General features: G+C 72.5%; 19 protein-coding genes. 12 read left to right on the top strand and 7 right to left on the bottom strand.

What is annotated here, in order from left to right:
- Positions 1-297: 297 nt before the first annotated feature.
- Positions 298-1356 carry an IS110 family RNA-guided transposase gene (locus ACUP6Y_RS17905; protein ID WP_462551598.1) on the bottom strand — a complete coding sequence of 353 codons (1059 nt, stop codon included), beginning with the start codon at positions 1354-1356 and terminating at the stop codon, positions 298-300.
- A gap of 186 nt (positions 1357-1542) precedes the next feature.
- Between ACUP6Y_RS17905 and ACUP6Y_RS17900 the strand changes: the two genes are divergently transcribed.
- The 4 genes from ACUP6Y_RS17900 (at position 1543) to ACUP6Y_RS17885 (ending at position 3579) form a co-directional block, all read left to right on the top strand.
- Positions 1543-2106, top strand: a complete 564-nt coding sequence (locus tag ACUP6Y_RS17900) for a helix-turn-helix domain-containing protein (protein WP_462552192.1) — start codon at positions 1543-1545, stop codon at positions 2104-2106.
- A gap of 117 nt (positions 2107-2223) precedes the next feature.
- Positions 2224-2643: a DUF5994 family protein gene (locus ACUP6Y_RS17895; RefSeq protein WP_462552191.1), complete on the top strand. Its 420-nt coding sequence runs from the start codon at positions 2224-2226 to the stop codon at positions 2641-2643.
- Between the two features lie 133 nt (positions 2644-2776).
- Positions 2777-3262 (top strand): DUF5994 family protein, encoded by a 486-nt coding sequence (locus ACUP6Y_RS17890; protein WP_462552190.1) that lies wholly within the window; start codon positions 2777-2779, stop codon positions 3260-3262.
- Entirely contained in the window at positions 3259-3579 is a 321-nt protein-coding gene (locus ACUP6Y_RS17885; protein WP_462552189.1) for a hypothetical protein, read from the top strand. Before ACUP6Y_RS17890 ends, ACUP6Y_RS17885 begins: the two co-directional genes overlap by 4 nt.
- 39 nt (positions 3580-3618) lie before the next feature.
- Here the strand turns inward: ACUP6Y_RS17885 and ACUP6Y_RS17880 are convergent, their stop codons facing one another.
- The 3 genes from ACUP6Y_RS17880 to ACUP6Y_RS17870 form a co-directional block, all read right to left on the bottom strand.
- Positions 3619-4263: a dihydrofolate reductase family protein gene (locus ACUP6Y_RS17880; protein ID WP_462552188.1), complete on the bottom strand. Its 645-nt coding sequence runs from the start codon at positions 4261-4263 to the stop codon at positions 3619-3621.
- A gap of 66 nt (positions 4264-4329) precedes the next feature.
- The gene (locus tag ACUP6Y_RS17875; RefSeq protein WP_462552187.1) at positions 4330-4545 is read right to left on the bottom strand and encodes a hypothetical protein; all 216 of its coding nucleotides are present in this window, start codon (positions 4543-4545) and stop codon (positions 4330-4332) included.
- Between the two features lie 123 nt (positions 4546-4668).
- Positions 4669-5292 carry a LysE/ArgO family amino acid transporter gene (locus tag ACUP6Y_RS17870; protein ID WP_462552186.1) on the bottom strand — a complete coding sequence of 208 codons (624 nt, stop codon included), beginning with the start codon at positions 5290-5292 and terminating at the stop codon, positions 4669-4671.
- A 79-nt stretch (positions 5293-5371) separates the two neighbouring features.
- Here ACUP6Y_RS17870 and ACUP6Y_RS17865 point away from each other — a divergent pair, with 79 nt between their 5' ends.
- Positions 5372-6277, top strand: coding sequence for an ArgP/LysG family DNA-binding transcriptional regulator (locus ACUP6Y_RS17865; protein ID WP_462552185.1), 906 nt, complete (start codon positions 5372-5374; stop codon positions 6275-6277).
- Here the strand turns inward: ACUP6Y_RS17865 and ACUP6Y_RS17860 are convergent.
- Positions 6255-6713: an SRPBCC family protein gene (locus tag ACUP6Y_RS17860; RefSeq protein WP_462552184.1), complete on the bottom strand. Its 459-nt coding sequence runs from the start codon at positions 6711-6713 to the stop codon at positions 6255-6257. The two genes, ACUP6Y_RS17865 and ACUP6Y_RS17860, sit on opposite strands and share 23 nt — an antisense overlap.
- A 58-nt stretch (positions 6714-6771) precedes the next feature.
- Here ACUP6Y_RS17860 and ACUP6Y_RS17855 point away from each other — a divergent pair, with 58 nt between their 5' ends.
- The 7 genes from ACUP6Y_RS17855 (at position 6772) to ACUP6Y_RS17825 (ending at position 15345) form a co-directional block, all read left to right on the top strand.
- Positions 6772-7368 carry a TetR/AcrR family transcriptional regulator gene (locus ACUP6Y_RS17855; RefSeq protein ID WP_462552183.1) on the top strand — a complete coding sequence of 199 codons (597 nt, stop codon included), beginning with the start codon at positions 6772-6774 and terminating at the stop codon, positions 7366-7368.
- Between the two features lie 49 nt (positions 7369-7417).
- Positions 7418-8065, top strand: coding sequence for a LysE family translocator (locus ACUP6Y_RS17850; RefSeq protein WP_462552182.1), 648 nt, complete (start codon positions 7418-7420; stop codon positions 8063-8065).
- Positions 8066-8102: 37 nt separating this feature from the next.
- Positions 8103-9512 carry a xanthine dehydrogenase small subunit gene (locus tag ACUP6Y_RS17845; RefSeq protein WP_462552181.1) on the top strand — a complete coding sequence of 470 codons (1410 nt, stop codon included), beginning with the start codon at positions 8103-8105 and terminating at the stop codon, positions 9510-9512.
- Complete coding sequence (gene xdhB / locus ACUP6Y_RS17840) at positions 9509-11743, top strand: xanthine dehydrogenase molybdopterin binding subunit (protein WP_462552180.1); 2235 nt, start codon at positions 9509-9511, stop codon at positions 11741-11743. The genes ACUP6Y_RS17845 and xdhB overlap by 4 nt, the downstream gene beginning before the upstream one ends.
- Positions 11716-12549 (top strand): xanthine dehydrogenase accessory protein XdhC, encoded by an 834-nt coding sequence (gene xdhC, locus ACUP6Y_RS17835; protein WP_462552179.1) that lies wholly within the window; start codon positions 11716-11718, stop codon positions 12547-12549. Before xdhB ends, xdhC begins: the two co-directional genes overlap by 28 nt.
- Before the next feature lie 76 nt (positions 12550-12625).
- On the top strand, positions 12626-13246 hold the full coding sequence (locus ACUP6Y_RS17830) for a hypothetical protein (RefSeq protein WP_462552178.1): 621 nt from the start codon (positions 12626-12628) through the stop codon (positions 13244-13246).
- The gene (locus tag ACUP6Y_RS17825; RefSeq protein ID WP_462552177.1) at positions 13243-15345 is read left to right on the top strand and encodes a transglutaminase domain-containing protein; all 2103 of its coding nucleotides are present in this window, start codon (positions 13243-13245) and stop codon (positions 15343-15345) included. Before ACUP6Y_RS17830 ends, ACUP6Y_RS17825 begins: the two co-directional genes overlap by 4 nt.
- A 76-nt stretch (positions 15346-15421) precedes the next feature.
- Here ACUP6Y_RS17825 and ACUP6Y_RS17820 read toward each other — a convergent pair whose 3' ends face one another.
- Complete coding sequence (locus ACUP6Y_RS17820; RefSeq protein ID WP_462552176.1) at positions 15422-15889, bottom strand: nucleoside deaminase; 468 nt, start codon at positions 15887-15889, stop codon at positions 15422-15424.
- Positions 15890-15898: 9 nt separating this feature from the next.
- Positions 15899-16813: a LysR family transcriptional regulator gene (locus ACUP6Y_RS17815; RefSeq protein ID WP_462552175.1), complete on the bottom strand. Its 915-nt coding sequence runs from the start codon at positions 16811-16813 to the stop codon at positions 15899-15901.
- Positions 16814-16854 lie beyond the last annotated feature (41 nt).

Genomic DNA, 16854 nt, shown 5'->3' with positions numbered 1-16854 from the left:
ATGCTGTTCGGGGTTGTCGAGGGCTAGGTCGTGGTCTCCTGGGGCTGTGGTTGCTGTGGTGGACGTGGCTCGCATCAGTGCCGGTGCTTTGCCGTGGGGAGCAGGCCGGTGTGGCTGCTCGGTCATCCCTTCGCCGCGTGGTCGGCCATTAGCGGTCGTGGCCGGGCGGCATGATGGGGTGCGCCAGTCCGGTCGGTCGGGGTCAATCAGTCAGCGCGACCGCGCCGTCCTGTGTGACTGGGACGGGGGTCATGACCTGCACGACCTCGCGACCGACCGGGAGCGTGTGGGTGCCGTTCATGCCGACTCCCGCGTTTGATGCTGCAGCGCGCGGACGTGGCCGTCGCGCAGCGCGTAGAAGACGTACTCCATTTGCACTCGCGCGGCCGCGACCGCGCCGATGTTGGGGCCACGGCGATCGGCGACCCGGTTCCGCAGCGCGCCGACGCGGGTGTGCGGGCCGAGGCGCTTGACCGATTCGACTGCGGCCCAGCGGACCAGCCGGGAGCCCTGTTTAGTGATCCGGCCGCGGTGTACGTGCGTGTCGGACTCGTGATGCTTCGGGGTCAGTCCGGCCCAACAAGCCAGCTGGGGCGCGGTGCCGAACCGGGAGATGTCGCCGACCTCGACGAGGAACACCGCCCCGAGCACCGGGCCGATCCCGGGGATCTGCTGTAGCGCCAGGTAGCTGCCCCCTTGCTCGGGGTCGGTGCGGATCTGGCCCTGGACGAGGTTGGTGAACAAGTCGATTTCGAACTCCAGATTGTCCAGCAGCCGGCGCAGTGACGCGATCCGGGCCGCGTACGGCGCCGGCAGTTGGCGCGTCGAGGAGAGCCGGTCCAGCAAGGCGGTGCCGTCGACGCCGAACAGGTCGCTCATCAACACCTGGATCCCGCACTTGGCCAGCACGGCGTGGACCTCGGCCTTGCAGTGGCTGCGGAGTGCGACCAGCTTGGCTCGATGGCGGACCAGTTCCCGCAGTTCCCGGGTCGCTGGTGGCGCGATCCATGCCTCGGGCAGGCGGCCCATCCGGAGCAGGTCGGCCAGGTCGGCGGCGTCGCGGTAGTCGTTCTTGACCCGCCGGTACTCGAACGCCTTGACCCCCAACGGGTGCGCGAGGTGAACCTTCGCGCCTGCTTCCTGGAGGGCGTCGACTGCCCAGTACCAGCCGTAGGTGGCCTCGAGGACCACCTCAGGGGACTCCCCAGCGCGCGTGAGTACCTGGTCCAGGCTCTCGACGTCGTTGGGAATCCGGACCGACTCCAGCACGTCGCCGGAATCGGTCGTTCGCACGATCACGCTACGTCGGCGGTGAAGATCGATACCGACGAACTGCTTGCCTGCGTACTCTGACATCAGGGGCCTCCTTCGTCGTCGAAGTCGAGTACACCCCCAGCATCCGCCGGGGCCGCACGAGGGCGGAGGCCCCGCCCCTTCATCGCATCAGCCCCACAACTAGCGAATATCGAGCAATGTCGGAATCGGCTCGATTCGTTCCGCTTCAACGTGTGAGTCCACGCGTTCGCGCAGATCAGCGGCGGGATGGAGGGATCCCGGCCCGCTCGGCTGCCCGCGGTCGGCCGGCTCGGCTACGGCGTCGATCCGCGGGTGGGTGGGACGACCCCAGCCGGCGTCTGGAGCCCACCTCCCCGGCCAGGGCCTTGCCGACATGGGCCCGAGAGATCCGGGTCCGCACGCCGACTTCCTCGCCATTACCCACGCAGGCCCAGGCCAGCCCCTGGCGTGAGGGCGGGGGCGGCGTGGGGTCTCACACTGCCGAGGGTTGATAGCGCAGCCTGCGCGGAGGAGCGTCACGACGGTCAAGTCTTCGAGCCGCGGCAATCTTGTCGGTCGCGACCGCGCCCGTCATCGGTCGGAGAACGGGACATCGCCCGTCGTCCGGAGCGCCTCACGCGCCGGGAGATGGAGGTCCTCGGGGCATTGACGCGGGGCATGCACGTGCGCGAGATCGCCCGCGCCAGCCTCGTGTCCGAGGCGACCGTCCGCACCCAGGTGAAGACGATCCTCGCCAAGCTGGAGCTCACCTCGCAGCTGGCGGCGGTCGGCGCCGCCAACAAGGTCGGCCGGCGCTGTCCGGGGGACTGATCGTCCCCGAATTGAGCGGTGCTGAGTGGGTGCGCTTGCCTCATTCGACGTACCGTGGAGTGCGAAGCTCCTGCGGCACGTCCGGTGCGGTGATGGGGCGCGACGAGAGGCGGCGCCATGGGTGCGCCCAGGTTCAACTACCCGCACAGGCATCCCGACGCGCTCGGACTCCTGCGGCTGCGGTTGACCGACGTGCAGCACTTCGCGCTCCCCGACGGGATCTGGCTGCCGTACGGTCGCGACCTGGTGCGGGAGGGAGCGCACCTGGTCGACGAGTTCCCGGCGCACCGGGGCCGCATCGACCGTCTGGCCTATGCGCCCGGAGACTGGGAGGTCCCCGCGACGGAGATCTTCACCCGGCACGGTCGGGTCAAGGCCGGCTTCCTGCCCGAGGCGCGCGGCCGCGGGGTCGTGCTGGTCCGGTTGCACACCTCCGAGGTGCTGCGGATCCGGATCGCCTGGCCGGACCGGATCCCCGACGAGGCGTTCGACCCGACGGGCCGCGTGTCGTGCCCGGACGGGGCGTTGGAGCTGTGAGGTAGCGTGGAGGACGACCGGTCGATCTGAGGCCTCCGCCCCGGACACCCGGACCGGTCGAGAGGTGGCCGTCATGACGACGCCAGGCACACCCGTCCTTCTCGCTCCCGATCGGCATCCTCTCCGTTTCCGCATGGGCCGGACGATGGGAGTCGACCGGCTCGACGGGGGCTGGTGGCCGCAGAGCCGTGACCTCGCCGTGGAGCTGGCCGACCTGGTCGACCACTTCCCGGCGGAGTGCGGTCGCATCGTGCGGGCCCTGTTCTCCCCGCCCGACTGGGACCCCGCTCCGCGGCGGGTGCCCGTTGCGGGCGGAGCCATCAAGGTCGGCTCGTTCCCCCGCGACGACACCCACCTCATCGAGCTGAAGACCTCGGACCGGACGGTGCTCCACGTGCTCGTCGTACCGCCGGGGTTCAGCGACGACCAGGGCGCCGAGGCGCTCCTGGCGGCTGCGACCGCCGGGAACTCCCATACTGCCGGGGATCTGCTGACCCTGGTGAGCGAGCACCCCGACGTGGACCCGGCCGATCATTGGGAGGACGACGGGGGCTCCTGGTGGGGCGATGAGAAGTCCGCGCCCTCCTTCCGCACCGTGCTCGGGACCAGCGAGCGATGAGATTCGTCGTCGAGTCGGCGGTAGCCCGTCGGTCGGCGTGGTGGCTCATCGACGACGACGGTCTGGTCCTCGCCTGGTCCGGCACGACCTATGCCAGCCTGGCGACGGCGGACCAGGCGGCGCACCGCTTCCGGGTCGAGCCCGATGGCCGGGAGTACCGCCTGCAGACGCGCAGGGGGAGGTCATGGCGGTGGACCGCGTGGAATCCAGCCGGGGAACGGGTGGCCGTCTCGGGAGACTGGTTCCCCACCAGGATCGGGGCCGCTGACGCTGCCCGACGAATGCGTGCGCTTGCCGGCGCGGCCATCGGCCCGTGAGGACCCGCCGCACGAGCGGTGAGCGGCTGTGGGGGAGCGTCATCGGCGGAAGGTCAGGTGGATCGTGCCGCTCTCGGCCGTCTCGCTGAGGACCTCGTAGTCCGCCTCCAGTCCGCGCAGGTCGTCCCAGAGCCGGATCCCGCGGCCCAGCAGGATCGGCGCGATCGCGACGTGGAGCTGGTCGACGAGCCCGGCGGCGAGGAAGTCGCGTACGACGGTCGCGCCGCCACCCACCCGGATGTCCTTGCCGGCAGCGACGTCGAGGGCGCAGTCGAGCGCTTCGCGCGCAGTGGCGGAGAGGAAGTGGAAGGTGGTGCCGCCGGCCATCTCGATCGGCGGGCGCGGGGCGCCGTGGGTCAGCACGAAGACGGGGATCCGGAACGGCGGCTCGTCACCCCACCAACCGCGCCAGTCGGGGTCGTCGGGGAAGTCGTGGAGGCCGAACATGCCCGCGCCCATGATCTCCGCGCCGAGCTCGGCGAAGTATGCCTGCGCGTACCTGTCGTCGACGCCGGTCGTGCCCTCGCCGGAGGTGTCGTGCAGCACCCGCTCGCGGAAGGTCCTGGTCGCGACGTACGCCCCGGTCAGCCGCGGCCAGTCGTCGCCGAAGGGCTTCTCGGGCGTCTGGTCCGTCGTGGTGGCGAAACCGTCGAGTGAGATGTTGAGGTCGACCCTGACTGCCATCGCGCCAGCCTACTGGCGTTCACGGACCGGATCCGTGGCTGAGCCCGACGAGACGCCGAGCCAGACTCACGGGCGCCGCTGCAGCACGACCCAGCCGAGGGCCACGCCGAACCCGGCGACGATCGGACCGATGATCGAGAAGGTGTTGGACGTCTCGTCGCCGACGACACCCCACGACAGCAGGGTCCAGTAGCCGCCGACGAGCAGCAGCGCCAGTGCGGGCGGCAGGCCGAAGAGCAGTCGCTGCCAGCGCGGCCGCGCGCCGTACCGGTCCGGGTCCATGGTCCCCCAACCTACTGGTCATCTCCGGAGGTTCTTCGGGTGTCCCGCACCCCGGCACGCCGTCCGAGAGCATCTGTCGACGGTGGCCACGCTCAGCTGGGTCCGCGTTGGTGCGCCGGTGGGTCACCCCAGCGCGAGCTTCACCGCGACCAGCACCATGGTCGCCGCGATGCACAGTTCGAGCACCTGCCAGGACCGCGGGCGGGCGAGCAGCGGGGCGAGCAGCCGCGCCCCGAAGCCGAGCCCGCAGAACCACACCAGGCTCGCCAGCGCCGCGCCCGCGCCGAACAACCAGCGGCCCGCCGGCTCGCCGCCGTCGTGGGTGGACGCGACCGACCCGATGAGGAGCAGCGTGTCGAGGTAGACGTGCGGGTTGAGCCAGGTCAGCAGCACGGTCCGGGTGACCACGCCGCGCCGGGTCTCGGTCGCGGCGCCCGCGGCGCCGTCGGCGGCGGCCAGCGACTCGGGCCGGGTAGCGCGGCGCAGCGAGCCGCCGGCGTAGCCGAGCAGGAAGACGACGCCCAGCCAGCGCACCACGACCAGCGCCCAGCCGGTCCGGTCGACGAGCGCGCCGACGCCGGCGATGCCCGCGGCGATCAGGATCGCGTCGGAGGCCGCGCAGATGAGCACGACGACGCCGACGTAGGAGCGGATCAGGCCCTGCCGCAGGACATACGCGTTCTGGGCGCCGATCGCGACGATGAGCGACGCCGTGGTGAGGAGACCGGCGAGGGCAGGGGCGAGCACGTCGTCGAACCTAGGTGCCGCCATCTCTTAAGGACAGCAAATGTTCTTTCAGGAACCTAAGCGCCACTTACCATGACGGATGCGCTTCGACCCCACTCAGCTGGAGACCCTTCTCGCCATCACCGAGGAGGGCACCTTCGAGGCGGCCGCTCGGCGTCTCCACGTCACGGCCAGCGCCGTGAGCCAGCGGGTGCGGGCGCTGGAGCGGGCCACCGGCCAGGTCCTCGTCCGCCGTACGACCCCCGCCACCGTGACGCCGGCGGGGGAGCCGCTCGTGCGGCTCGGCCGCCAGCTCCGGCTCCTCGGCACCGAGGCCGTGATCGGCCTCGGAGGAGACGACGTCGTCGACCTCGCGGTCGCGGTCAACGCCGACTCGCTGGCGACCTGGTTCCGGCCGGTCCTCGCGGCGGTCGCGCGACGGCCCGGGACCGCGCTGCGGCTGCACGTGGAGGACCAGGCCTACTCCGACGAGCTGCTGCGTCGCGGCGAGGTGCTGGCCGCGGTGACCGACGAGCCGCACCCGGTGCAGGGCTGTGTGGTCGAGCGGCTGGGTGCGATCAGGTACACGCCCGCCGCCGCGCCGTGGCTGGTCGAGCGGCACCGCCGCGGCCGGGGCGTCGACTGGGGTGCCATGCCGCTGGTCGTCTACAACGAGAAGGACCACCTGCAAGACGACCTGCTCGCCGCGCACCGCGCGGGCCGCCCGCCGGTCGTCCACCGGGTCCCCAGCACCGCCGACTTCCACGAGGCGATCCGCGTCGGGCTCGGCTGGGGGATGCTGCTCGACCCACAACTCGACGCCAGCCTGGCCGCGGAGGAGGTGGTGCGGCTGCCGGGGGTGCGGCCGGTCGTCGTACCGCTGTATTGGCAGCGGTGGCGTCTCGACAGCTCGGCGCTGGCTGCGCTCACCGACGACGTACGACGGGCCGCGCGGGTTCTGTCGGCGGTGGCGCGGGCGGCGCTCAGGCCTCCGCGGTCGCCTTGATGCCGGTCAGGGTCTGCCGCATCCCGTCGCGCAGCGATCCGGTGAAGGACTCCATGCCGCCGAGGTAGGTCTCGGTGTAGTCGCGGGAGAGATCGGCGATGCCGTCGGGGGTGGCGCGGCGCTGGGTGAGCACGGTGCCGGTCCCGTCAGGGCGGGGCGCGAGGTGGAAGGACCACACCGCCCAGTTCTCCTCGACGCGGAAGGCGATCTCCTGCTCCGGCTCGAAGCGGAGGATCCGGGCGTGGGTGGTCCACTCCAGCTCGCCGTGCTGGTTGCGGTTGGTGAAGGCGACGCCCTCGCCCGGCTCGGCGCCGTCCTTGGTCCGGGTGGAGGTGACCTGCGGGCTCCACTCGGCCATCCGGCGTACGTCACTGACCAGCGCCCACACCGTGGCGGGCGGGGCGTCGATCCCGATCGAGTCCTCGAGCTGCTCCATGTGGTCGGACGGTAGTCGCGATCGAGGTTTACGTCCAGTCGGTCGTATAGTTCGCCGCGTGGCGGACGACAGAGGCAGCGCGGACGGGCGGCGGGCGCGGGGCGACACGACCCGGCGGCGAGCGGCGCGGTGCGCCGCGGACATCGCGACCACGCACGGCCTCGACTCGATCTCGGTCGGAGGACTGGCCACGGCGACCGGGCTGAGCAAGAGCGGCATCCTCACCGTGTTCGGAACCCGCGAGGCGATCCAGGTCGCGGCGGTCGCCGAGGCCCGCCGGGTGTACGTCGACACGGTGATCGCCCCGGTCTGGGGAGCCGTACCCGGGAGGGACCGGCTGGCGGCCCTGCTGGACGCATGGGTCGCCTACCAGCGGGCCGCGGTGTTCCCCGGCGGGTGCTTCGTGGCGGCGGCCTCGGCCGAGTACGGGCACCGCGCAGGCGCCGTCGCCGACGCCGTGCGCGCGCTCAAGCGCGAGTGGCTCGACCTGCTCGAGCGCGAGCTGGCGACCGCGGGGATGGCGGATCCGGGCGAGGGGGCGTTCCGGATCGACGCCTACCTGGTCGCCGCCGACACCCGGCGCCAGCTGTTCGGCGACGACGCCGCGCTGGAGACCGCGCGGCGGCTGGCGCTCGCGGTCCTGCCGCCCACCTGAACCGCGGAATCGGCTCGCGCGCACCTCGCACCGGGCGGATACTGCCGTCATGCCGTCCACCAGTCAGCTCGCCGCGTTCACGATCGCCTCGTTCCTGTTCATCCAGGTACCGGGCCCGAGCCTGCTGTTCACCATCGGCCGGGCGCTCACCGTCGGGCGCCGCGACGCGCTCCTCTCGGTCGTCGGCAACGCGCTCGGCGTGGTCGCGCAGGTCGTGTTCGTCGCAGCCGGCCTCGGCGCGGTCGTGGCGGCGTCGGCGACGGCGTTCACGCTGCTCAAGCTGGCCGGAGCGGCGTACGTCGTCTATCTCGGCGTGCGCGCGATCCTCCACCGCGCCGACGCCCGCGCCGCGCTGGAGGCGGTCGGCGTCGGTACGACGCTCCCGCCCACGAGCGGTCTCGTCTCGGTGCGCACCGGCTTCGTGGTCGGCGCGACCAACCCCAAGACGATCGTGTTCTTCGTGGCCTTCCTGCCGCAGTTCATCGACGGCGGGGCGGCGGCCGCGCCGCAGCTGGTGCTGCTCGGCGTGCTGTTCGGCGCGATGGCGGTGTGCTCCGACGGCTGCTGGGCGCTGGTGGCCGCCCACGCCCGGGACTGGTTCGCCCGCAAGCCGAAGCGGCTCGACTCCCTCGGCGCCGCCGGCGGCGTGATGATGGTCGGTCTCGGGATCACCCTCGCCACCGCGGAGAGTCACTGAGACGGCCCGAGTCCGCGGAACCTCTAACCTGGGAGTGATGAGCACCGATCCGGCCGTCGGGCCGGGCGCCGCCGCCATGGTCAACGGAGCCGCCCGGGTGCTGGTCGACGCCCGGCCGCCGCTCACCGCGCTCGACTGGCTGCGTGGCCTGGGGCTCACCGGAGCCAAGGAGGGCTGCGCCGAGGGGGAGTGCGGTGCCTGCGCCGTCCTGCTCGCGCGACCCGGTGTCGACGCGCCGACCGAGTGGACGGCGATCAACGCCTGCCTGCTCCCGGCCGCCGCGCTCGCCGGGCAGGAGGTGGTCACCGCCGAGGGCCTCGGCACTCCGGACGCGCTGCATCCGGTGCAGCACGAGCTCGCGGTGCGCGGCGGCTCCCAGTGCGGCTACTGCACGCCCGGCTTCGTGTGCGCCCTGGCCGCCGAGTACTACCGCCCCGGCCGCGCCCTCTTCGACCACCACGCCCTGTCCGGCAACCTGTGCCGCTGCACCGGCTACCGCCCGATCGTCGAGGCCGCCGAGGCGCTCGGCCCGCCGCGGGCCGACGACCCCCTCGCCGCCCGTACGACGGCCGCCCCGCCCGCGGTCCTGCCGCACCAGGTCCCCGGCTGGGTCCGACCCGCGAGCCTCGGCGAGGCGCTCGCACTCCTCGCCGGGCCGGGCGCGGTCGCCGTGGCGGGCTCGACCGACCTCGGCGTCGAGGCCAACCTGCGTGGCTCCCGTCCCGCGCTGCTGGTCGCCGTCGACCGGCTCGAGGAGCTGGGTGGGCTGCGCGTCGCCGACGACGTGGTCGAGATCGGTGCGGCGCTGTCGCTCAGCGAGGTCGAGCGCCGGTTGGAGGGACGGATCCCCTTGCTGGACGCGGTGTTCGCGCAGTTCGCCTCCCGGCTGATCCGCAACGGCGCGACCTTCGGCGGCAACCTCGGCACCGGATCGCCCATCGGGGACCTGCCGCCCGCGCTGCTCGCGCTGGACGCCGACCTGGTGCTGGTCGGCCCGGCCGGGGAGCGGACGGTCCCGCTCACCTCGTTCTTCACCGGCTACCGCCAGTCGGTGCGGCAGCCCGGCGAGCTGATCGCCCGGATCCGGGTGCCGCTGCCGCTCGCCATGACCACCGCCTTCCACAAGATCGCCAAGCGCCGGTTCGACGACATCTCCTCGGTCGCGGTGGCGTTCGCGATCGACCTCGACCCGACCGACCGCACGGTGCGCCGCGCCGCGATCGGGCTCGGCGGCGTCGCGGCCACGCCGATCCGCGCGACCGCCGCCGAGCAGGCCCTGATCGGCGCCCCCTGGACGGCCGAGGGCATCGCACCGGCAGTGGCCGCCCTCGCCGCGGCCGGCACGCCGCTCGACGACCACCGCGCGAGCGCCGCCTACCGCACGGCGATGCTGGGCCAGGCGCTGCCGCGGCTGCTTGCCGAGACATCCGGGGAGGCCGGCAGATGAGCGTCGGCGAGGCCCGTCCCCACGAGTCCGCGGCCCTCCATGTCACCGGCCGCGCGCGATACACCGACGACCTCGCGCTGCTCGTGCCCGGCCTGCTGCACGCCCACCCCGTGCCCGCGGCCCACGCGCACGCCCGGATCACGCGCCTCGACCCGCGGCCGGCGTACGAGATCGCCGGCGTGGTGCGGGTCCTGACCGCCGCCGACGTCCCCGGCGCCAACGACTCGGGCACGAAGCACGACGAGCCGCTGTTCCCCGACGAGGTGATGTTCCACGGCCAGGCGGTGGCCTGGGTGCTGGGCGAGACGCTGGAGGCCGCACGGCTCGGCGCCGCAGCCGTCGAGATCGACTACGAGCCGCGGCCGTCGCTGGTCACCATCGCCGATGCGATCGCCGCCGACTCCTTCCAGGGCGCCCGCCCGACCATGGTCCGCGGCGACGTCGAGGTCGGACTCGCCGCCAGCACGCGGGTGTTCGAGGGCGTGACCGAGCTCGCCGGACAGGAGCACTTCTACCTCGAGACCCATGCGTCCTTCGCGCAGGTCGACGACGACGGTCAGGTACAAGTCCAGTCCAGCACCCAGCACCCCACCGAGACTCAGGAGATCGTCGCCCACGTGCTCGGCCTGGCCAGCCACCAGGTGACGGTGCAGTGCGTGCGGATGGGCGGCGGGTTCGGCGGCAAGGAGATGCAGCCCCACGGGTACGCCGCGGTCGCGGCCCTCGGCGCCACGCTGACCGGCCGTCCCGTGCGGGTGCGGCTGACGCGGCAGCAGGACATGACGATGAGCGGCAAGCGGCACGGCTTCCACGCCACCTGGCGGGTCGGCTTCGACGACGACGGCCGACTGCAGGCGCTGGACGCGACGCTCACCTCCGACGGCGGTTGGAGCCTCGACCTGTCCGAGCCGGTGCTCTCGCGGGCGCTGTGCCACGTCGACAACGCCTACTGGATCCCACACGTCCGAGTCGCCGGCCGGATCGCACGCACCCACACCACCTCGCAGACCGCCTTCCGCGGCTTCGGCGGCCCGCAGGGCATGCTCGTCATCGAGGACGTGCTCGGCCGCTGCGCCCCCGCGCTCGGACTGGCGCCCGAGGAGCTGCGCCGGCGCAACTTCTACCTCGAGGGTCAGGCGACGCCGTACGGCCAGCCGGTGCGGCACGCCGAGCGCCTCGACCGTGCCTGGCAGCAGGTCCTCGACACCGGCGAGCTCGCCGTGCGTCGCAAGGAGATCGAGCGCCACAACGCCGGAAACCCGCATGCCAAACGGGGTCTGGCGATCACGCCGGTGAAGTTCGGGATCTCGTTCAACTTCACCTCGTTCAACCAGGCGGGCGCTCTGGTCCACGTCTACAAGGACGGCTCGGTGCTGATCAACCACGGCGGCACCGAGATGGGACAGGGCCTGCACACCAAGATGCTGCAGGTCGCGGCCACCGCGCTCGGCCTGCCGATCGAGCGGGTCCGGCTCGCCCCGACCCGCACCGACAAGGTGCCCAACACCTCCGCCACCGCGGCCAGCTCCGGCGCCGACCTCAACGGCGCCGCGGTCAAGGACGCGTGCGAGCAGATCCTCGCGCGGCTGGTTCCGGTGCGGGCGCGCCTGGGCGTCGACGCCGACTGGGACGAGATCGTGCGCACGGCGTACTTCGACCGGATCCAGCTGTGGGCCGCGGGCTTCTACCGCACCGAGGGCCTGTCCTGGGACGCGACGACGATGACCGGCCACCCGTTCAAGTACTTCGCGTACGGCGTCGCCGCGGCCGAGGTCGAGGTCGACGGCTTCACCGGCGCGTACGACGTCCGCCGGGTCGACATCGTCCACGACGTCGGCGACAGCCTCTCCCCGCTGGTCGACCTCGGCCAGGTCGAGGGCGGATTCCTGCAGGGCGTGGGCTGGCTGACCCTCGAGGACCTGCGCTGGGACGCCACGGACGGTGCCTCGCGGGGCCGGCTCACGACGCAGTCGGCGTCGACGTACAAGCTGCCGAGCCTGTCCGAGCTCCCCGCCGACCTGCGCGTCGCGCTGCTGGAGCGGGCCACCGAGGACGGCGTGGTCTACGGCTCCAAGGCGGTCGGCGAGCCGCCGCTGATGCTGGCGTTCTCGGTGCGCGAGGCGCTGCGCGACGCCGTCGCCGCGTTCGGCCCGCCGGGCACCACCGTCGAGCTCGCCTCGCCGGCGACTCCCGAGGCGGTCTGGTGGGCCATCGAGCGGGTGCGTGCGTGATGGACTGGCTGCGCGCGCTCCAGCACCTCCGTGCCGCCCGGGTCGCCGGCGTACTCGTCACGCTCACCGAGGTCCGCGGCCATGCCCCGCGCGCGGCCGGCGCCAAGCTGGTCGTGTCGGCGGACGAGGCGTGGGGGTCGATCGGCGGCGGGAACCTCGAGGAGAGCGCGGTACGGCGCGCGCGGGCCCTGCTCCGCGACCCGGATCCCTCGCTGCTGACCGAGACGCACGACCTCTCCGACCGGGCGCCGGGCGAGCACGGCGTGCAGTGCTGCGGCGGTCAGGTGACCGTGCTCTACGAGCCGCTGCCGGTCCGTCGCTCGATCGCGGTCTTCGGCATGGGGCACGTCGGCCTCGAGCTGGCCCTGCTGCTCAGCCGCCACGACCTCGAGCTGCACCTCGTCGACTCCCGCGCCGACCAGCTCGACGACCAGCGCCTGGCGGTGCTGGCGGGCGGGCCGGCCGACGTACGGGTGCATCGGGTGCCGGTCCTGCCCGAGCTGGTCGTCGCCGATCTGCCCGCCGGCACCGACGTCCTGGTGCTCACCCACGACCATGCCGAGGACCTGGCCCTGCTCGACGCACTCCTGCGCTCGGACGTACCGCGCTCGATCGGGCTGATCGGGTCGAGTGCGAAGTGGACGCGGTTCCGGGCCCGGCTCGCGGAGCTCGGACACGACGACGCCGCGATCGGCCGCGTCCACACGCCGATCGGGGACCCGGCGGTCGTCGGCAAGGAGCCGGCCCGGATCGCGCTCGCCGTCGCTGTGGAGTTGCTCACCGCGGGGACGCGTTTGAACGCCTGAACGGCCGGTTAGGGTCAACGCCGTTGAGATGGCTTGCCGAAAACGCGGGCCGCCCCGTCGCGTTAGGACCCGGTCCGTGAACCAGCCCTTCCCTCCTCCGCCGCCCCCGCCGCCGTACGGCCAGACCTGGACGGCCCCGGCCGGTCCGCCGCCGAGGCGGCCCCGGACCGGGCTCACCCTGGCGCTGCTCGGCGCCGGCCTGGTGCTGGTCCTGGTCGTGATCGGCGTCGTCGCGCTCGTGGTCCGCGGGGACGACTCCGACGGCGCCGACGGTTCGGCCGGCGGCGACGCGCGCAAGGAGTCGTGCGAGGCCTACGTGGACACGGTCTGGAACGTCGAGGTCCGCTCGGCGGCCGAGGCGGACCCCGACAAGCTGCAGGAGGTGTACGACGCGGCGCTCGCCGACATCACCGACGACGAGGTCGCCGGGCTGGTGGAGCACGAGGCCAGCGTCACCGTGTCCTACTACCGGGCACTGCAGGAGTGGAAGCAGTCGATCGACGACGCACTGGCCAAGGGCGAGTACCCCGAGTCCACCACGATCCCCGCCGAGATCACCTCTCAGCAGACCGAGCTCCCCGAGGCTCAGGGCGCAGTGATCGAGGCCTGCAGCGATGTGCTGCCGGCGAACGACAAGCCCCTCCCCAAGATCACGGCCCCGACGCTGGAGCGTCCGAGCTGGATGGACGACGAGTGACCGGGCGCCGGTTCCCCTGGCTGGCGGTCCTCGGCTCCGTCGGTCTGGCGCTGGTGCTCGTCGTCGGTGTCACCGTCGTACTGGTGCTCGGCAAGGACGACGCGTCGGACGACGACCGCCCGAGCCGATCGGAGGCGCTGCGCGATCGGCTCGTGGAGGGTGAGCTCGCCGAGCTGCCGACGACAGCGGAGGTGAAGGAGGCGGTCCCGGGCTACGACTACACCGAGCCGGTCACCGGGGTCGGCACCGACGCCGACCTGATCCTTGCGGCCAGCTACGACGCGGACGTTCCCGCCACCGAGCCGTGGCGGGGCGATCCCGGCAAGATCGAGGTGTACGCCGACCAGGCGCTGACTCGACCGGTGCCGATCCTGATCCTGCCGGACCTGACGACGGCGGACGACGACCCGCATCTCGCCATCAAGCCGCTGGAGGTCAAGCGGACGCACATCACCCGGCGCGACGGTGACGTGAAGGGCACGCTGGCCGACCTCGGCAGCTACTGGAACCTCAGCCCGCACGTCTACGTCGTGCAGTACCTCGAGCCGGACGGCAGCAAGCGGACCCGGCCGCTGGTGACCCAGGTCGACTTCACCACCGAGACGCCGGCGCCGGCGCAGATCACCTCGTCGGTGACCCCGCAGGGCGACGCCTTCCTGGAGTGGTCGCGGGTCCCCGACGCTACGGAGTACGTCGTCGTACTGCAGCAGCGCAAGGACAGCAGCCTGAACGACTCGGTACAGGTCGTCGGGCGGACCACCGACACGAACTGGTCCTCGGCCTCGACCAAGAAGTGCTCCAGCTCGTGCACGCAGAACGACATCCTGAAGCTGACCACCGTCGACGCCTCGACCATGCTCACCTCGCCCCAGCTGGTCGCCGAGAAGGTCGACGCCCGGCTCGGCGTCATCGCGGTCGTGGACCGGAAGCCGTCGGTGATGACCGCGACCGACTTCACCGGCCTGGACGCGCTGCCGGTCCGCTCCGACCGCAAGTGGGACCAGGGCGCCGACCTGGCGAACCGCGGGCTGGCGGCGCTGCCGAGCCGGTTCCTCTACGTCTCGATCGAGGGCTCGACCCGAGCGACCGGTGCCTACATCGACCGCGCCGAGGTGCGCCGCACGGGCACTGACTGGGAGATTCCGCTGCGCGGCCAGGGGACCCGGCTGGTCGACCCGGTCCGGATCCCGGTCGCGGCGGTCGACGATATCGACGCGGCGGTCGCGGCGTTCAACGAGCGGGCGCAGGGCGACTACCCTCCGGCCGGGCTGAGCCAGACCAGCATCGTGGTGCGCACCGACGTACCGCGGACGCCCAGCGCCGAGCTGCCGCCGCCGGACTACCCGGTCTTCGCCAGCAACGAGCTCACGAAGTTCATTGCCGAACAGCTGATCGCGGGCTCCACGGCGATCGACGTCTCGGAGTTCGCCGACCAGCCGGGTCTGCCCGAGGTCCACGACGCGTTGAACGAGGCGGTCTACCAGAACCCGTACGCCCTGGCGTACTTCGACACGTTCTCCTTCGACGGCAGTCTCGTCCACGTCGATTCCGCCTTCTCGCCGGCCGAGAGGCAGGCGCACCAGAAGGACATCGCGGACGCGGCCGAGGCGGTCGTGAAGGAGGTGATCGAGGACGGGATGAGCGTGTCGGAGAAGGTGAGCGCCCTCAATCGCTACCTGGTGGACCGGGCCGACTACGACCATGTCGCGCTCGCCTCGTCGCCCGGCAAGTACCGCTCCGACATCCCCGCGCAGTTCCGCTACGCGTGGGAGACGCACGGCATCCTGGTCGACCACAGCGGCGTGTGCATGAGCTACGCGTATGCCTTCCATGCTCTCGCGAAGGAGGCGGGCGTGGAGTCGGTCGTCGTCACGGGGGACCTCGCCGACGGTGGCGGTCACGCATGGAACAAGGTGCAGGTCGGCGCCGGCTGGCGTGCGGTCGACGTGACCTGGGACGACCCGGGCGGGCCGTGGAGTGCCTCCTCGGGCGATCGGTACCTGATGATCCGGGACACCGATTTCACCGGCAGCGCCCTGCGCACCGAGCGCGACGACTGGATGTCTGACGCCTACCTCAGCCGCTACGCCACCCGGTGACCAGCCGGTTGGAGGTGGGGCGCAACTCGACGGGGGTCTGGGAGAACTCAACGGGAGTTCGGGGCGAGTCGACGGGTCAGTAGGCGGTGCGTCCCTCGTGCGCCAGCCATGCGTCGAACGGCGCGGCGGCGTCGGCCAGCCGCACGCTGGCGACCGCCATCGACCACTCGGCGCGGGGCCGGTCGAAGAGCTCGTAGAACTCGCGGTCGTCGAACCCGCCGCGGGCGGCGTCGTCGCGGTCGGCGGCGTACACCACCCGGTCGAGGCGGGCCCACAGCGAGGCCGACAGGCACAGCGGGCACGGCTCGCACGAGGTGTAGAGCGTGCAGCCGGTCAGCTCGAAGGTGGCGAGCGAGGCGCACGCGGCGCGGATCGCCGTCACCTCGGCGTGGGCGGTGGGGTCGAGGTCGCGGGTGACCCGGTTCCGGCCCTCGGCCACGATCGCGCCGTCGCGGACGATCACCGCACCGAACGGACCGCCGCCGTCGGCGACATTGGCGGTGGCCAGCTCGACCGCCCGCGCCAGCCAGGTCTCCTCGCTCATGACGTCCATTCAACCCTGTGAGGCGACCAGCCGCTCCATGACGCGACGAAGCGCCTGGACCACGCGCTGGGCCGAGCGTCGGCGCAGGGTCTCGGGCCGGGCGAGGACGTCGATGGTGCGGCTGGTGCCCAGTCCGTAGAGGGGGCGGAGCACGACGTCGTCGTACGGGTGGGCGGAGGTGTAGCGCGGCAGCAGGCCGATCCCGGAGCCGGCGGCGACGAGGGCGGCGACGGCGCCGTAGTCGTTGACCCGGTGGACGACCTCGGCGTGGCGGCGGGTCAGGGCGGAGACGGCGATGAGGACGTCGTCGGGGGAGTAGCCGACCCTGCTGGTGACCCAGCGCTCGCCGACGACGTCGCGCGGGCGCAGCCGCTCGCGGGAGGCGAGTGGGTGCTCGGCGGGTAGCGCGACGTCGAGGGGCTCGCGGGCGAGGGTGACGACGTGCAGGTCGGTGGTGGGCCAGGGTGGGCTGTGCTCCATCCGGTGGGCCAGGACGAGGTCGTACTGCGCGGTGAGCGCGGGGAAGTCGCGCTGGGCGACGTCCTCGTCGGTCAGCCGCAGGTCGGGTACGTCGAGATGGGCGCCGAGCTCGCGCAGCAGCGGCCCGAACACCGCCTGCCCGGCGCTGTGGAAGCTGCTCAGCGTGACCGTCCCGCCGGGCGTGCCCTCGAACTCCTCGACCGCGCCGCGGGCGGCCGCCATCGCGTCGATGACGCCGGCGCCGGCCCGGGCGAGGACCCGGCCGGCGTCGGTGAGGATGAGCACCCGTCCGTCGCGTCGGGTCAGCGGTGTCGCGAACTGACGCTGCAACGCCGCCAGGTGCTGGGACACCGCCGACGGCGAGACGTGGAGCGCCTCGGCCACGGCGGTGACACTGCCGAGTGCGCCGAGCTCGCGCAGGACGGTGAGCTGGTGGACCTCCACGCCGGTCAACCTACCGTGAAGCGTTTGCTTAAAGGACAATG

The sequence above is a fragment of the Nocardioides sp. S5-5 genome, assembly GCF_054954065.1.
This window is presented reverse-complemented; position numbering and strand designations above follow the sequence as displayed.

Coding starts and splice junctions, on each gene's coding strand:
- xdhB (WP_462552180.1), top strand. CDS start 9,509: ATGAGCGTCGGCGAGGCCCGTCCCCACGAGTCCGCGGCCCTCCATGTC.
- ACUP6Y_RS17820 (WP_462552176.1), bottom strand. CDS start 15,889: ATGAGCGAGGAGACCTGGCTGGCGCGGGCGGTCGAGCTGGCCACCGCC.
- ACUP6Y_RS17875 (WP_462552187.1), bottom strand. CDS start 4,545: ATGGACCCGGACCGGTACGGCGCGCGGCCGCGCTGGCAGCGACTGCTC.
- ACUP6Y_RS17885 (WP_462552189.1), top strand. CDS start 3,259: ATGAGATTCGTCGTCGAGTCGGCGGTAGCCCGTCGGTCGGCGTGGTGG.
- ACUP6Y_RS17880 (WP_462552188.1), bottom strand. CDS start 4,263: ATGGCAGTCAGGGTCGACCTCAACATCTCACTCGACGGTTTCGCCACC.
- ACUP6Y_RS17845 (WP_462552181.1), top strand. CDS start 8,103: ATGAGCACCGATCCGGCCGTCGGGCCGGGCGCCGCCGCCATGGTCAAC.
- ACUP6Y_RS17860 (WP_462552184.1), bottom strand. CDS start 6,713: ATGGAGCAGCTCGAGGACTCGATCGGGATCGACGCCCCGCCCGCCACG.
- ACUP6Y_RS17900 (WP_462552192.1), top strand. CDS start 1,543: ATGGAGGGATCCCGGCCCGCTCGGCTGCCCGCGGTCGGCCGGCTCGGC.
- ACUP6Y_RS17905 (WP_462551598.1), bottom strand. CDS start 1,356: ATGTCAGAGTACGCAGGCAAGCAGTTCGTCGGTATCGATCTTCACCGC.
- ACUP6Y_RS17850 (WP_462552182.1), top strand. CDS start 7,418: ATGCCGTCCACCAGTCAGCTCGCCGCGTTCACGATCGCCTCGTTCCTG.
- ACUP6Y_RS17890 (WP_462552190.1), top strand. CDS start 2,777: ATGGGCCGGACGATGGGAGTCGACCGGCTCGACGGGGGCTGGTGGCCG.
- ACUP6Y_RS17865 (WP_462552185.1), top strand. CDS start 5,372: ATGCGCTTCGACCCCACTCAGCTGGAGACCCTTCTCGCCATCACCGAG.
- ACUP6Y_RS17895 (WP_462552191.1), top strand. CDS start 2,224: ATGGGTGCGCCCAGGTTCAACTACCCGCACAGGCATCCCGACGCGCTC.